Consider the following 14784-nt stretch of genomic DNA (forward strand, 5'->3'; position numbering starts at 1 on the left):
TTATTCTTTCCTTGGTGCTATTTTATTAAAAATATAAAAAATAGCACTTACAACACTTCTTTCATGTGTTTGTAATTTGTTTTTACCATTTCTAAAACCTCATCCATTCTTCCGCTCAGGATCATTTTACTCATAGATAGGGCATAACCTTTCATTTGGTCAAATTCCATTTTTGGTGGCATTGCTAATGCTTGTGGGTTGGTAAATACACTCACCAAAACAGGACCATCGTGTGCAAATGCTTCTTCCAAAGATTTTTTTACATCTTCAGGTTTTGTAACCGAAATTCCTTTGAATCCCATGGCTTGTGCTATCATTTCAAAATTAGGGTTCACCATCTCCGTTTCATTATTAGGTAAACCTTCTACTTGCATTTCCAATTGTACCATTCCCAAAGAACGGTTATTAAAAACAATTAGTTTTATAGGAAGGTTGTATTGCTTGATAGTTGCTAAGTCTCCCAATAACATAGAAAGACCACCATCACCACAAAATGCAACAACTTGTCTTTCAGGATAGGCTAATTGTGCTCCTATAGCCATAGGCATGGCATTTGCCATAGAACCATGATTGAAAGAACCTAACATGATTCGTTTTCCAGTACCGTGAATATATCTTGCCCCCCATACACAACACATTCCTGTATCTACTGTGAAAACGGTATCATCATCAGCCATTTTATCGATGGTAGATGCCACATATTCGGGACTAATATGATGTTCAAACCCCTCATCGTTTACATAGACATTCAAGTTTTCTTTCACTTTTTCATAAAATTCTAATTGAGCATCTAAGAAACTGGTATCTTCTTTTTCGTTGATTAATGGCAAGAGAGCCGCAATGGTATCTGTTATTCTTCCGGTCAATCCCATTTCTAATTTTGCCCGTCTTCCTAGGCGTTCTGGTTTTTCATCTACCTGAATTATTTTATTTTTTACGGGCATAAAATGCTCGTAAGGAAAATCAGTTCCTAATAATATCACGACATCCGATTCGTGCATGGCATGAAAAGCAGATGGAACACCGAGTAAACCTGTCATTCCTACTTCGTATGGATTGTTGTGCTGCATCCCCATTTTGCCACGGAAAGAATATCCAATGGGTGCTTTTAGTAATCCTGCTAATTTTATAATGTCGTCATGAGCTTCCCTTGCTCCAATACCACAATAAATAGAAATTTTTGGATGCTTATTCACCAAGTGGGCTAATTTTTGCATCTCATTATCTGTAGGGCGTAAAATGGTTTCGCTATGATAGTTATACATAGACGTTGCACTTTCTTCAGCAGGCATGGCAGATACATCACCAGGCAAACCAAATACAGCAACTCCTTTTTTATGAACCGCATTTTGGATAGCAGCTTGTAACATGCGAGGTACTTGTTTGGGCGTAGTTGCCACTTCATTGTATACGCTACAATCATCAAATAATTTGCACGTATTTGTAGCTTGAAAATAATCAACGCCAAATTCTGGGGTATTAATAGTAGAGGCAATAGCGATAATGGGTACTCCAGAACGGTTGGCATCATAGAGTCCGTTTATTAAATGCACATGACCAGGGCCACTGCTTCCTGCACAACAAGCTAAACCGTCCAATTCTGCTTCCGCAGCAGCAGCATAAGCGCCCACTTCTTCGTGGCGAACATGAATCCATTTAATTTTTCCGCTTCTTCTTACCGCATCATTCAGTTCGTTGAGACTATCACCCGTTACAGCATAAATTCTTTTTACGTTATTATTTACCAACATCTCTACGATTTGGTCTGCTACTTTTTTTCCCATGATTGTTTTTTTATGTTGAAAGATATTAAGCTACACGTTCCTGAATCAATTCTAGTAAATTAGAAGCATCTCCGTCAAATTTATTTCCGTTTACGAAAAAAGAAGGCGTACCATTAACACCGCTGCGAATGCCACTTTCAAAATCAGTATCAATTTTTTCTGCAATATTATTTTGTCGCATATCCATTTTGAACTTTTGAATATCCATCCTTAAGTTTTCTGCACGTTGGACAAAATCGTTGGGTTGTAAATATTCTTGATTTTCGAAAATACTATTATGCATCTCCCAATATTTTCCCTGTAATGCAGCAGCTTCTGTTGCTTTTGCAGCCTCAAGTGCATTTGTGTGCATTTCGGATAAAGGGAAATTACGAAAAACAAATTTAATTTGGTTACTAAATTCCTTCATTATTGTTTCCATAATTGAGTGCGCTGCACCACAATGGGCACATTCAAAGTCACCATATTCTACAATTTCTAAACTGGCGTTTAAATTTCCCTTGATGTGATCGCTATGATTAATTGCGGGATGTAAACTCATTTTATAAGTAATTATTTATTCATTTTTTCGAGAGCATCCAAAATACCGTCGGCACCGGGATTAATTGCTGTAGGAGAAACATAACTCCACTCAATAATGCCTTTTTTATTGATCACGAATAATGCTCGTTTGCATTGGCCTTCGGTATCATCGTAAACATCATAAGACTTTGCTAGAGCACCTTTTGGTTCAAAGTCGGCCAATAAAGGGAAATGTAAATTTCGCGATGTACTAAATGCCATATGGCACCATTTACTATCTACTGATATGCCGAATATTTCAGCATCATATTTTTTGAAATATTTTAGGGTCTCATTGTATAGTGCCATTTGGTCGCTACAAACTGGACTCCAGTCTGCAGGATAAAAGGCAAGAATTACATTCTTACCTTTCATTTCAGATAACGCTATTTTTTGGTCTGGTGTGGCGTACAATTTAAAGTCAGGTGCGCTATCGTTTTTATGTAGCATATTTTTTTTTTTTTGATAAGTCATTGCTTTCATGTTCAGTTACAGATACTTCTGTTAAATGCATTAGTTTCAAAAATGATTTTATCTACTCTTTAGATTTAGCTTTAAAAGGACGACATACTATTCGATGAGGTATCCAGTTCGTATTCACGTTCAAATTTCTTATGGTATTAATGCGTAAGCTCTTTAGCCCAGCCTTTAAGTTTTTCTAACTGTTCGGTTAAAAAAGAATCATGCTGCTCTTCGTCTTCTACTCCTTCAGGTAAAATATGTTCAAAGTAGGTATTTTTTAATACCCGTTTTAAAACACTTTCTCCAGGAAAAGGTTTGTAATCGTTTAAAGCTTTAGCTGCTTTCAATAGTTGACGAATGTCATACTGACCAGCAGCAATATCAGGCACTTGCTTGTTAAGGTTTAGCAATTTGTAAACAGCTATTCTAGCAGTTCTAATCGAAGCATCTACGGTAAACACCACATCATTATGTGTTTCTACAAACTGTCCTACAAGCCCTAAATTCTTAGAGCCATTTGGTACAACTTCTGGCCTGTCTCCTGCTGCTCTAGGCATAAACATTGAGGTTATGTAGGGCATGAAGCTGGTTTTTACAATAGTATTTTTTATAATAGTAGCTATTTGATCTTCTAATCCAATATGAAAACATAACTCCGCTAATACTTCATTACCAGTACATTGTGGCATTGTTTTTTTACTGTAGTTACCGTTTTTATCCATAAATAAAGCATACACCCATATCACCAGAATGTCATCTGGTTGTTCAGGAAAGTGCGGTTGGCGATTAATGGTAAAACTCATTAACCAGTTAGAGTCTGTTATAGTGACAATCCCTCCGGTTGCTGATTTTCCAGAATAAGGGTCGTTTACACAGTATTCTTTTATTTTTTCTGTGAAAGCTGATGGGCGACACGTTAATGTTGCAGACTCCCAAGAAGATTTTTTAACAGAACTGTAGAACTTTTCAGGTTTACCAAATTCAATAGATTTTGTAGCTAAGTTTTTCCATAACTGCCATCCGTCACTTTCACCACTTTTTATATCATCAATAGCTACAATAGGTGCATTTATATTATCGCCATAATGGGTGTCTTCTGTCATAGAACCTGTGGTAACAATTACAAAATCGTTTTCAGTTACAGCGATGGTTACTTCTTTATCTTCTTGTTGGGTAATTATACCTTTAACTACTTTACCTTCTGTGTTTATTTGTACCTCTAAATCTTTAACGAAGGTGTTGAACTGAATTTTAACACCTTTAGATTTTAGATGATCTGTCAACGGTTTTACGAAGGTATCATGCTGATTGTATTTAGGAAATACCAAGCATGATAGATCATTAAAACCATCAATACGGTGTAAAAATCGGTGCATATATAATTTGCACTCTAGTAAACTATGCCAGTTTTCAAAGGCGAACATGGTACGAAATAAAGTCCAGAAATTACTTTTAAAAAATGAGTCACTAAAATAACTTTCTACGGTAACATCATCTAGCTCTTCTTTCTTTTTTAGTAAAAGTTTTACGATGGCTAATTGATCTAATTTATCTAGGCCAAATTTACTGAAATCTTGTATTTCCCCATTATTATGAATTAATCTAGCTTTTGAGTAATTAGGATCATTATCATTTAATAAACGAAATTCGTCTAAAACACTATACGGAGCAGGCATTTCTAAGGCAGGTATATCTTGAAAAATATCCCATAAATTCTCATAGTTCATTTCCAGTTCCCTACCACCTCTTATAAGGTAGCCATCTTTAGCATTTCCTGAGCCATCTAAAGAACCGCCTTCAATAGCTATTTTGTCAAGAAAAATTATATTTTCTCCGGGAATGTGCCCATCACGTATAAAGTAATATGCAGCAGATAGGCCTGCAATACCTGTTCCTACTATATAAACTTTACTGTCTTTAAAAGATTTAGAGGGTATACCTTTGTTACGTTGGTAGTTTCCTTTAAGATCAGCAAAAGGCATGGGTTGATCTTTAGAATTACGTACTACTTCTTTGCTAGCATCTGGAGCATGATCTATATGCCCTGGGAATGGTGATGCATTTAATACTTTGTCGAATTTTTCTGTTATTTTTCCCATGATTTCTAATTTTATTTTTAATTATGATACATTTTTAGTTTCTACCTAAATTACCTCATAAATGGATTATGAGGACTTAGAGAAAGTGTCTTAGATTTTTTTACCGATTTTCTTAAGATTAATACCTAAAAAGATTCTAAAAACCCCTGCAGTTATTAAAGCGAAGGCTGTCATATAAACAATACTCAAACCTGCGAAAATTGGATTAAACAAGAGTAAGAATGAAAATAAGAGCGCAATAATGCTCCAAAAAAACAACCATCCCCAACCTAGTGTTCCGAATGATTTTAATTGAAAAGAGAGACCAATAGATAACACACTTTGGAACAGTAACCAGAACCCTATGTAAAGTGGTAAAATAGCCATAGTCATCAAAGGGTGGGTCAAGAGTAATATGCCGATTAATAGATCTAATACACCACCAGACAAATACCAGCCCCAATCTTTCATGTCACTTTTATTAGTGATGGCAAAAGCAATTTGAAATATACCTGAAATCAAGATGAAGGTGCTAAATATAATACTTAGTGATATATAACTTTCTAAAGGGGTTTGCATAACCCACACCCCAATACCTACGTATAGAATACCTACTAAAATGGAAATCCACCAGTTTCTTATGGATTTTTGTGTTGAATCTAAAATTGTTGTTGTCATAATAGCTATTATTTTTTTGGTTGTTATTCCACATTGTTTTTGAAGATACCTTTAAGGGCGGTACCTAGTTCATCTGTATCATGTTTGAACTCACGCTCGAAAGATTTTTCTTTTTCTCTAGCGTCTTCGTTGAATTCAACTAAATTATTTTTGAACTTTCTACTGCGTTCGGCTAATTTTTCTTTCAAACCTTTGTTCTTTTGCTCTAATTTGTCTAATTGAGTATTCAGTTTTTCACGATCATTTTTGGCAGATTTTGTGATTTTTTCTCGAAGATTTTTGATTTGTGTTTCGGTGTCTGCAATAGCAACTTCTGATTCATTCTCAAATTTTTTCCAATTTGCTTCTACATAGGTTTTGTTTTCCTCCGTAGCATTGCTCACCGCTTCCTTGAGGTCTTCACCTGCTTTGCCCATGTTTTCCTTTGCAGATTCTACATCCTTTTTAGATGTTTCGCCACAACTTGTTACTATAATTCCTGCCGTAAGTACGATTAAGGCTAGATATAAATTGGTTATTTTCATTATTCCTGTGATTTTATCCTGAATTTCCGAAATTTTGGAGTAAGGTTTATAAATATTTGATTTACTATTTATGGCATTAATACTTTGAGGCTAACGCTTTGAGTATTTAATGAAAAGCTTTCATTACTGTTTCTAGTTCTACCTTAACACTTTTATCAAATTTGGTTATTGGCGGAATTTCAAGATCAAGATCTAGTAACTCATACATGGCCATCTGAGCGGCTCTAATGGAATATTCTACTGTAAAAACTACATCATCTGGAATCTCTACAAACTGACTAATAAATGCTAAGTTTTTTGAGTTTTTAGGTACAGGAAGTGGTCTGTCTGTTTTTAACCGCGGCATGAACATACTGGTGATATATGGCATTCTACAGGGTATACATATTGCATTTGCAAAAACAACATCATAGTCGAATTTTAGATGCCCCGCAAGTTCTCTAAGAATCTCTTCTCCAGAGCATTCTGTCATCGGTTTACCAACAAAATTACCAACGCGGTCAGGGTGTAATCCGTAAGTAAAAAATACCTGAACATCTGATGGTTGATCTTTATAATGAGGTTGTTGATTTAATGAAAAACTCATAAACCAATTAGAGTCTTTTAAGGTTACCTGGCTTCCGGTTCCTGCTTTATTACCAGAGAATTGCTCCATTTGGTCAAAGAAAGCAGTGTCTTTTAAGGTTACCGTAAAAGACTCCCAGAACGATTGTGATATGTTAGAATTAAACACTTCAGGTCTACCAAATCCAGGATATTTATTCGCTAGTTTTTCCCATAAGGCCCATCCTTGGCTATCTTCTTTTGTAAAGTGTTTTGGTGCGCTTGTCATGGATCCGTAGCTAGAAGCATCGGTCATGGAACCATTTTGATAGAATACTAAATCGCCATCATTGATTGTTATGGTTTCTTTATTTTCTTTGTTTTCATAAACAAGGTTTTTTACAACTACTTTTTCTGTTCCTGTATTTTTATCCAAACCATACTCGGTATCTAAATCTGTTACCGTACTTTCTTGTAAAAAGTTTACACCATGAGATTTAAGCCAAACTTGTAAAGGAAGAACCATAGAGTCATACTGGTTGTAGATGGTACGTTTAACTCCCGTCATTGTTTCTACATTTGGAAACTCCTGCATAAATCTATGTAGGTAACGTTTAAACTCTACAGCACTGTGCCATGGAGAGAATGCAAAACTTGTGCGCCACATAAACCAAAAATTGGTTTCAAAAAAGGAAGGAGAAAACCAATCGTAAATAGAACTATTCCCTAGTTTTTCTTCACTAGCCTCGCTAAGCTTAAGAAGTTCTGCTCGGTTGGCCATAGAAAAGCCAAGTTTAGATGAATCTACAATTGCGCGATTCTTGTCAATGAGACGTGCTTTGGAGTTTGATTTTATACGTTCATTAAAAGCAACCGTTTCTTTATATACCGAGGTGTTAGGATCTGTAAGTGATGGTATGGTATTAAACAAAGCCCAAGTACATTCGTAAATATTTAGGGTTAGCATACGTGAGCCACGTAAGGTATAGCCTTGTTCAGCATTTCCTCCAGCATCTAAACTACCGCCTAAAACGGGTAAACTTTCAAAAATTGTAATATTATTTCCAGCTACTCCGCCATCGCGAATTAAAAATGCAGCACCAGCAAGTGATCCTATGCCGCCACCTATGAAGTATGCTTTTCTATCTTTATTTTGAATATCCATAATGAATTAATTTAGTCTCAAATTAGTTTACTGATTTAGTTATCTTCTTAATTATTCTTTCTATTTTTTTGATTCCTCAGAGCAAGTCTTTGTGATAAAGAAGCGTTGCTGTGTAGGTTACAATCAGATAAAAAGAAGGGGATTAACTAGCGCATAAGTTTAAAATCTAAATCATTATTCAAAATTATGGATAGATGAGAGAGGGAAGCCTGACTTAGATCAGGTACCAAAAAAAAATGTGTTTCTAGTTTTATTTTATAGCGTGATTTTTTTTAGAAATAGTACAGGCAACTGCACTTACCTTAAAGTCTAATAAAATATTTTTTTGAGTAGTCTTTACTGCAACTGTTTTTTTGGTAGCGTTATACCAATTTCGTAGTGTTCTGTGATTGCAATTACAGTAAAAATCTATTATTAGTTTTTTCTACCATAATAGGAACGTTAAATTGGTCATGAGAAAAGCTACTATTAAAGAAATTAAATAGTATATCATTTTACTATAATAAAAGTGATTATTAGTATTGGTAAGGCTCTTTGTAACAACCAAAAACGTCCTCAAAACCTAAGTTGGCGAGGACGTTATAAGTTAAAAAAATATAGGAGGACATTTTAAATGCAACCCTATATGAATCAATTACATGTATTTAGATAAGAATTTAAAGAACTCTTTTTTTAGATCTGCATAAATTTGGCGTTGCGTTTCCATTTTTTCACGAAGTTCTAGGTGGTTTTTTACCATGGCTACATCCATAGATTCGTGATTTGCATCACTGTGGGCAGATATACTCATTTCATGTTCCTCAATCGTTTCTTCCATATCTTCTATTACTCCTTCATGAAGAAGAAATTCATTTTGAAAATGCTCTAACTGTGCAAGTACCTCTTTATCTGTCCAACGAGTTACTAGTTCCGCTAATCTGTTTTTGAAAGATTTTAATTCATCATTCCAAAATTCAAGTTCAGATTTCCATAGTTTGTGTTCAAAATGTAAATCTGAATTGTAAATTACTTCTTTCATAATATTTTATTTTTTAATTATATATCTAGTTGTCTTCTAATATTGCAAATTGATTTAAGGCTTCTAACGCTTCGCAACCGTACATGAGTGCAGGACCTCCGCCCATCATGACCGCCACACCTATGGTTTCTATAATTTCTTCGGATAGTGCTCCAGACTTTATTGCGTCGCGAACATGAAATGCAATACACCCATCACAACGAACCGTAATAGCAATACCTAAGGCAATGAGTTCTTTTGTTTTTGAAGAAAGCACACCTTCGGCAGTACTGGCTTTATGCAGACTGTTAAAACCCTCTATGGTTTCTGGTATTTTAGTGCCCAGTTCTTTTATGAGTCGCGAAAGGTCATTATACTGTTTTGAGTGGTCTTTAATCATGATTTCATGTTTTAAAAGTTTAAAATGTTTTGAAGAATTTTTCTAATATGCCTAAAACATATTCAAAGTTATTTTAAATCGTCAAGGGTAAACATGATTTAAATCAGTACTCTAAAAAAATTATAGTAATCAAAATATAGCTTGGACAAAAAATGCTTTTTGCGGCTATAAGTATAAGCCAAGCAAGGTGTAACATGCTTTTTTTGATAGGATTTTTTTTTGTTGGTTTTTAATTTAATTTAACAACTGACCCAAGTCATCTTAAAACTCCTAAGGCAAATATACCTTTGGATGAACACAAAAAACAATTAGAAATGAAACGCTTATTTATTATTACGTTATTGTTATCAATACCTATGATAGGTATTTCACAAACACTAGAAGAGATTAATACACCTACGGTTGCAAGATTAGATCAAATTGGATCTTTTAGTGAAGGTTTAGCAGCCGTTAAAAAAGGCAATGAATGGGGTTTTATTGATGAAGATGGAAAACTAGTTATTGGTTTTCGAGGAGATGTAGTTTGGAATACAACACCTAATACGGCTAAGCTTGGAATTGAAGGTCTTAGTTATCCTCAATTCAAGAATGGCCTTTGTTCAATAAAAGTTGTAAAAGAAGATGGTATTACCCGATATGGTTTTATGAATAAAAAAGGGACTATAGTTATACCAGCAGAATTTTTAAACGTAAGTCAGTTTAATGATGGTTATGCCGTAGGTATCTACGAAAGCAAGACCCTACGCGGAAAAAATCCATTTCAATTGCGGATTTATCAATATGATTTCACGGAAGTAGTCGTAAATACAGTTGGCGAAATGTTATGGCCAATACAGGAAAGACAAGGTATAGTCATGTCAAAAAAACTATATGAGTTACCTGAAATACATGCCGCTATGATTTCAAAAAAGCTATTAATGGTAAAAGACAAGGCTAATACATGGAACATTGTAAAGCCTAAACTTCAAAATTGAAGCAATTGCTCATGTGCTTAGAAGATTTGGTGCGCTAAACAAAACAATAGCTCATGATTAGCTTCATAGCGTATATGAAAATCTAAAATTAAATTTTAATTATATGGTCTGTAAAAGCTATATGTAAAAACACACAACATGGATAAAATTTCAACAATACTGATACCATTCAATTTTACGGAGGCATCAAAAAAAGCATTAAAATATGCCTTAACCTTTGTAGGTAGGTTTGACGACATAAAAATTATATTGGCGTATGTTTCAGGAAATAGTAATCTTGAGTTGGAGCCAGGAAATTTTGAAAAGCTAGAGAAAGAATATAGCGGCGTTTTAAAAAATAAATTAGAATGGATAATTCAAGAAGGAATACTTTCTTCAACCCTACTTGAAATTAGTAATAAGAATAAGATAGACCTTATTATAATGGGAACATCTGGCGCGGATAAAAAAGGCAATAAACTACATAAAAACACCATAAATATTGTTTCAAAAAGTACATGTCCAGTTATGGTTATTCCTTATAATTATTCAGAATATAAGCTAGCCAATATTGCTTTAGTTATTGGAAGAGAAGAGATTGATAACACTAAAAAGCTGGGGACACTCTTAATGATAGCTCGTAAATGCAATGCAAAAGTACATGTATTGACAATAGAAAATGAGCCTGGTGTTTATGGATATAGTAAAGAGGAAGAAAAGAATGAAAATGCCATAGAATATTATCTTGAGACATTTTATGAAGAACGAGTATTTATTAAAAATGACGATGTTTTAGAAGGAATAAATGCTTATGTCCTGAAGAATGAAATTGATCTTGTGACTATTCTATCTAAAAGCCAGAACATGAAGCATAACGCTACAGAAAAACAGCTAACAGAAATGTTAATTCTTAATTCTAAAGCTCCAATCCTTGTTTTGGAGTAAGTCTAGCGCAAAATTATTATTTCTTAAAATAAGAGACTAAATGAAATTTTTTAGAAACAGACCTAAAGGTGATTTTATAGAGAACGGAAACTTGCAAGAATTATATATTTTGACCGAACATTGGAAATCAGATCTTTTGTTTTATAGGGATGATCTTAAATTTTTGAGGCATCTTGAGGATAAATATTTCTTATGGATAAAGGCTCAAACAGATTTGGAGAACATACGTAAAGCAGGCGAAAGTATTTTAAAAGATACAAGAGATTGTGATGATTTATTAGAACGGGTGGACCAGCATTTAGTGCAACTTTCTGTATTAATTAATGAAACTGAGAAACATAATCAAAAAGAATTTAGAACAGAACATATGGAATTAGAGGAAACTATTTCTCAATTCATAGAAAACACAAGGGAAAATAGAAGACAACTTTTTAAAGTCATTGAATTTGATGTTGAGACAAATACATTGTAATTCAGAAAAATAAAAAATTGAGATTGAAACTACTTAAATGGTTACAGGTTTTAAATTGTTATGATTTATGATGTGTAGCTATTTTTGTTATGAAATAATTTAAGACTTATTCAAGTGTCATTGCAGCATAATAAGCTGCTCCGAGTAAAGCAGTGTTATCATTTAGAATAACATTTACGGGAACCATTTGTAATAATGAATTCATTCGTCCAGATTGCATAAAATTATCCGTAAATATTTCACGATTCATTCCTTTAATAATCTTAGGCATAATTCCTCCGCCAATATAAATACCACCAGTAGCTTTAAATTTTAAAGCAAGTTGAGCCGTTTCTATAGCCAAAAACCGAACAAAAAGATCTAGGGTTTCTCTGCAAACTATATCTAATCCTTCTAAGGCTGTTTGTGTAATAACAGCTGCTGGATCTTCTTTGGCCATTTTGGCTTTAAAGGTGTCAGTTTCCTTTTCGCCACTTACATTGCGTATCAGTTGGTAGGTATCCCGTATGCCTTGTCCTGATAATAAACGTTCCCAACTTACATGTCCATATTTTTGTTGGAAATATTTCCATATTTCAAGGTCAAAATCATTTCTCGGACCAAAATCACAATGACCACCTTCAGAGGCAAAAGGGTGGTATGCTGTTCCATCCCAAAATAAACCAGCTTCTCCTAAACCAGTGCCTGGAGAAATTATAACAGCATTGCCTGCTATTTCTGAACCGTATTTTAAGCGGTCTAAATCCTTTTCTTTAAGTGTAGCTAGCCCATAGGCATTAGCTTGCATATCATTTATTAAAAAAATAGATTTTAACTGAAGTTTCTTAATGAGTTCTTCGGTATCAATATCCCAAGGAAAATTAGTGCCATGCACTTTACCTTTGGTTATGGGACCAGCAACACCAAAACAGATACTATCTATCTTGGTTATTTTTTCAACCTTAAAATCTGCTATAATTTCTAGTAAGGAGGTATGGTTTTTTGTTTTATAGGAGTTTTGTTTAATTAAGGTAAGATGTCCATCCTTATATTCAAAAAGCGCAAGATTAGTTTTAGTTCCTCCTATATCACCTGCTAATACAGTACCGTTTTTATGACCTTGTTTTTTTTTGAACTCTACAGCCAAAGGAATTAACGGTTCCGTAAGTAAGGGGGAAGCATTTTTTTCAGTCATTTTCATAATGCTTATTGTTAGGCTATTGTAATGGACGAGTCTAAATAAATATCTTGTATGAGATGAAGTAGCTTTACGCCTTCTTTCATTGGGCGTTGAAAAGCCTTTCTTCCAGAAATTAATCCCATACCACCAGCGCGTTTATTAATTACAGCAGTACGTGTCGCTGCAGCAAAATCATCCTTGCCGGAAGCACCGCCAGAATTAATAAGTCCAGCACGTCCCATATAGCAATTTGCAACTTGGTATCTAGTCAGGTCAATAGGATGATCGGTAGTCAGCTTGCTATACACAAGATCACTCGTTTTTCCAAAATCTTTTAGGGCCAGGTAACCCCCATTAGTACTGGGTTGTTTTTGTTTGATAATATCAGCTTCGATAGTCACCCCTAAGTGGTTAGCCTGCCCAGTCAAATCTGCACTAACGGAATAGTCTTTATCCTTTGTAAAGGCATCGTTGCGAAGGTAACACCATAGAACTGTAGCCATGCCTAATTCGTGTGCACGTTTAAAAGCTTTACTTGTTTCTTGTATTTGTCTATCAGATTCAGGGGAGCCAAAATAAATAGTAGCGCCAACAGCTACAGCACCCATGTTCCAAGCTTGTTCTACTTGCGCAAAATAGATCTGATCAAAGGTGTTTGGGTATGATAGCAGTTCATTATGGTTTAGTTTCACCAAAAAAGGAATTTTATGAGCATATTTTCTAGAAACGGCACCCAATACGCCTAATGTTGAAGCAACAGCATTGCATCCGCCTTCTATGGCTAGTTTTACAATATTTTCTGGGTCAAAATACTCCGGATTTGGTGCAAAACTGGCACCCGCAGAATGTTCAACACCTTGATCAACGGGCAAGAGTGAAAGATAACCTGTGCCTCCAAGTCTACCATGATCAAACAGCTGCTGCAGACTGCCAAGTACGCGGTTAGATCTATCTGACGATCCCATAATCCGATCTGTGAAGCTGGGTCCAGGAAGGTGAATTTTGTCTTTAGAAATGGTACGACATACGTGGTCTAGTAGATATAAAGTTTCTTCTCTTAAATATTTTTCAATTTCCATAGTTTGTATTTTAACTTGTTTCTATAGTAGGTTTTTGATCTTTTATCCAATCGTACAGTTTGTCTGCATCATCTTTACTACATAATTGGGTGCCGTGATGCATTGTTGCAGCTGTTCCGCAAGCAACGCCATAGCTAACCATATCAGCTAAAGACTTGCCCCAAATTAGACTCATAACCATACCGGCGACCATGCTGTCTCCAGCACCAATAGTACTTTTTTGGTGAACCACTGGTGCCGGTACCTGTACCATTTCTTTTCTAGTAGCCAATAATGCTCCTTTTGGACCTAGAGAAACTACAAGAATTTGACAATTATGATTTTTTAAAAATTGCGTAGCCAAAGATTTGAGATTCAAGTCTGTTATGGAAGCAATTCCACATAGTGCGCCTAACTCGGCCAAATTAGGCTTGAGCATATAAATTTTTGATTTGGCAGCTTTCATCAACGCTTCGCCTGAGGTGTCAAGGATAAATAATGCTTCTTTCTTTTCAGCAACTTGGCTTATTTTAGCATAAAAATCATCTGGTATGTTGGGAGGTAATTTTCCGCTAGCGACTAGATAGTCTCCTTTATAGAGTAGAACTTCTAATTGTTTAAGTGCGTTTTGCCACTCTACCTCTTGTATCTGTGGTCCTGGCATTCCAAATCGGTATTGTTGATTCGTACTGGTATCTGTTACCGCAAGGTTTTCACGGGTACTGCCCTTTGTAAGAATTACAGATTGTTCTATATGTTGCTCGTCTAAAAGTTTTTTTAAATAGGTGCCGGCAGCACCTCCTGCAAAGTAGCTGCAAAGCGATGAGCCACCTAGTTTATAAATTGCTCTGGACACGTTTATACCTCCGCCACCAGCATCGAAAGTGGGCTCGGTGCAACGTAATTTAGTATTGGGCATAATCCCATTCACAGTGGTACTTTTGTCAATTGCCGGGTTTACGGTAAGGGTTATTATGCGAGGCATTTTAATGGCTTATTTAGTCC

The 14784-nt window shown here is 35.2% G+C and carries 15 protein-coding genes; 3 read left to right on the forward strand and 12 right to left on the reverse strand.

Annotated features, from left to right (window positions below):
* Positions 1–47: 47 nt before the first annotated feature.
* From CELAL_RS14740 to CELAL_RS14780, 9 genes are all read right to left on the reverse strand, one after another.
* Positions 48–1784 carry a ubiquinone-dependent pyruvate dehydrogenase gene (locus CELAL_RS14740; protein WP_013551686.1) on the reverse strand — a complete coding sequence of 579 codons (1737 nt, stop codon included), beginning with the start codon at positions 1782–1784 and terminating at the stop codon, positions 48–50.
* A gap of 25 nt (positions 1785–1809) precedes the next feature.
* Positions 1810–2325, reverse strand: coding sequence for a DsbA family protein (locus CELAL_RS14745; protein ID WP_013551687.1), 516 nt, complete (start codon positions 2323–2325; stop codon positions 1810–1812).
* Between the two features lie 11 nt (positions 2326–2336).
* The gene (locus CELAL_RS14750; RefSeq protein ID WP_041558186.1) at positions 2337–2795 is read right to left on the reverse strand and encodes a redoxin domain-containing protein; all 459 of its coding nucleotides are present in this window, start codon (positions 2793–2795) and stop codon (positions 2337–2339) included.
* Between the two features lie 170 nt (positions 2796–2965).
* Positions 2966–4906, reverse strand: coding sequence for an oleate hydratase (locus CELAL_RS14755; RefSeq protein ID WP_013551689.1), 1941 nt, complete (start codon positions 4904–4906; stop codon positions 2966–2968).
* A gap of 90 nt (positions 4907–4996) precedes the next feature.
* Positions 4997–5563 (reverse strand): HdeD family acid-resistance protein, encoded by a 567-nt coding sequence (locus tag CELAL_RS14760; RefSeq protein ID WP_013551690.1) that lies wholly within the window; start codon positions 5561–5563, stop codon positions 4997–4999.
* A gap of 23 nt (positions 5564–5586) precedes the next feature.
* Positions 5587–6087: a hypothetical protein gene (locus tag CELAL_RS14765; protein WP_013551691.1), complete on the reverse strand. Its 501-nt coding sequence runs from the start codon at positions 6085–6087 to the stop codon at positions 5587–5589.
* A 106-nt stretch (positions 6088–6193) separates the two neighbouring features.
* Entirely contained in the window at positions 6194–7795 is a 1602-nt protein-coding gene (locus CELAL_RS14770) for an oleate hydratase (protein ID WP_013551692.1), read from the reverse strand.
* Positions 7796–8429: 634 nt separating this feature from the next.
* A complete protein-coding gene (locus CELAL_RS14775; protein WP_013551693.1) occupies positions 8430–8813 on the reverse strand; it encodes a hypothetical protein in 384 nt (127 codons plus the stop codon).
* Positions 8814–8838: 25 nt separating this feature from the next.
* Positions 8839–9192, reverse strand: a complete 354-nt coding sequence (locus tag CELAL_RS14780) for a carboxymuconolactone decarboxylase family protein (RefSeq protein ID WP_013551694.1) — start codon at positions 9190–9192, stop codon at positions 8839–8841.
* A gap of 314 nt (positions 9193–9506) precedes the next feature.
* On the opposite strand from CELAL_RS14780, the gene CELAL_RS14785 reads away from it, so the two are divergent.
* The 3 genes from CELAL_RS14785 (at position 9507) to CELAL_RS14795 (ending at position 11562) form a co-directional block, all read left to right on the forward strand.
* A complete protein-coding gene (locus CELAL_RS14785) occupies positions 9507–10166 on the forward strand; it encodes a WG repeat-containing protein (protein WP_013551695.1) in 660 nt (219 codons plus the stop codon).
* Positions 10167–10304: 138 nt separating this feature from the next.
* On the forward strand, positions 10305–11090 hold the full coding sequence (locus CELAL_RS14790; RefSeq protein ID WP_013551696.1) for a universal stress protein: 786 nt from the start codon (positions 10305–10307) through the stop codon (positions 11088–11090).
* Between the two features lie 40 nt (positions 11091–11130).
* Entirely contained in the window at positions 11131–11562 is a 432-nt protein-coding gene (locus CELAL_RS14795; RefSeq protein ID WP_013551697.1) for a hypothetical protein, read from the forward strand.
* A 106-nt stretch (positions 11563–11668) separates the two neighbouring features.
* On the opposite strand, the gene glk is transcribed toward CELAL_RS14795, so the two are convergent.
* The 3 genes from glk to CELAL_RS14810 are packed head-to-tail and all read right to left on the reverse strand — an operon-like array spanning position 11669 to position 14764.
* On the reverse strand, positions 11669–12742 hold the full coding sequence (glk, locus tag CELAL_RS14800) for a glucokinase (RefSeq protein ID WP_148229685.1): 1074 nt from the start codon (positions 12740–12742) through the stop codon (positions 11669–11671).
* An 11-nt stretch (positions 12743–12753) separates the two neighbouring features.
* Complete coding sequence (locus CELAL_RS14805) at positions 12754–13800, reverse strand: class I fructose-bisphosphate aldolase (RefSeq protein ID WP_013551699.1); 1047 nt, start codon at positions 13798–13800, stop codon at positions 12754–12756.
* Between the two features lie 10 nt (positions 13801–13810).
* Positions 13811–14764: a 1-phosphofructokinase family hexose kinase gene (locus CELAL_RS14810; RefSeq protein ID WP_013551700.1), complete on the reverse strand. Its 954-nt coding sequence runs from the start codon at positions 14762–14764 to the stop codon at positions 13811–13813.
* Positions 14765–14784: the final 20 nt, after the last annotated feature.

Origin of the sequence: Cellulophaga algicola DSM 14237, assembly GCF_000186265.1 — a bacterium.
In the GTDB taxonomy this organism is placed as follows: Bacteria; Bacteroidota; Bacteroidia; order Flavobacteriales; family Flavobacteriaceae; genus Cellulophaga; species Cellulophaga algicola.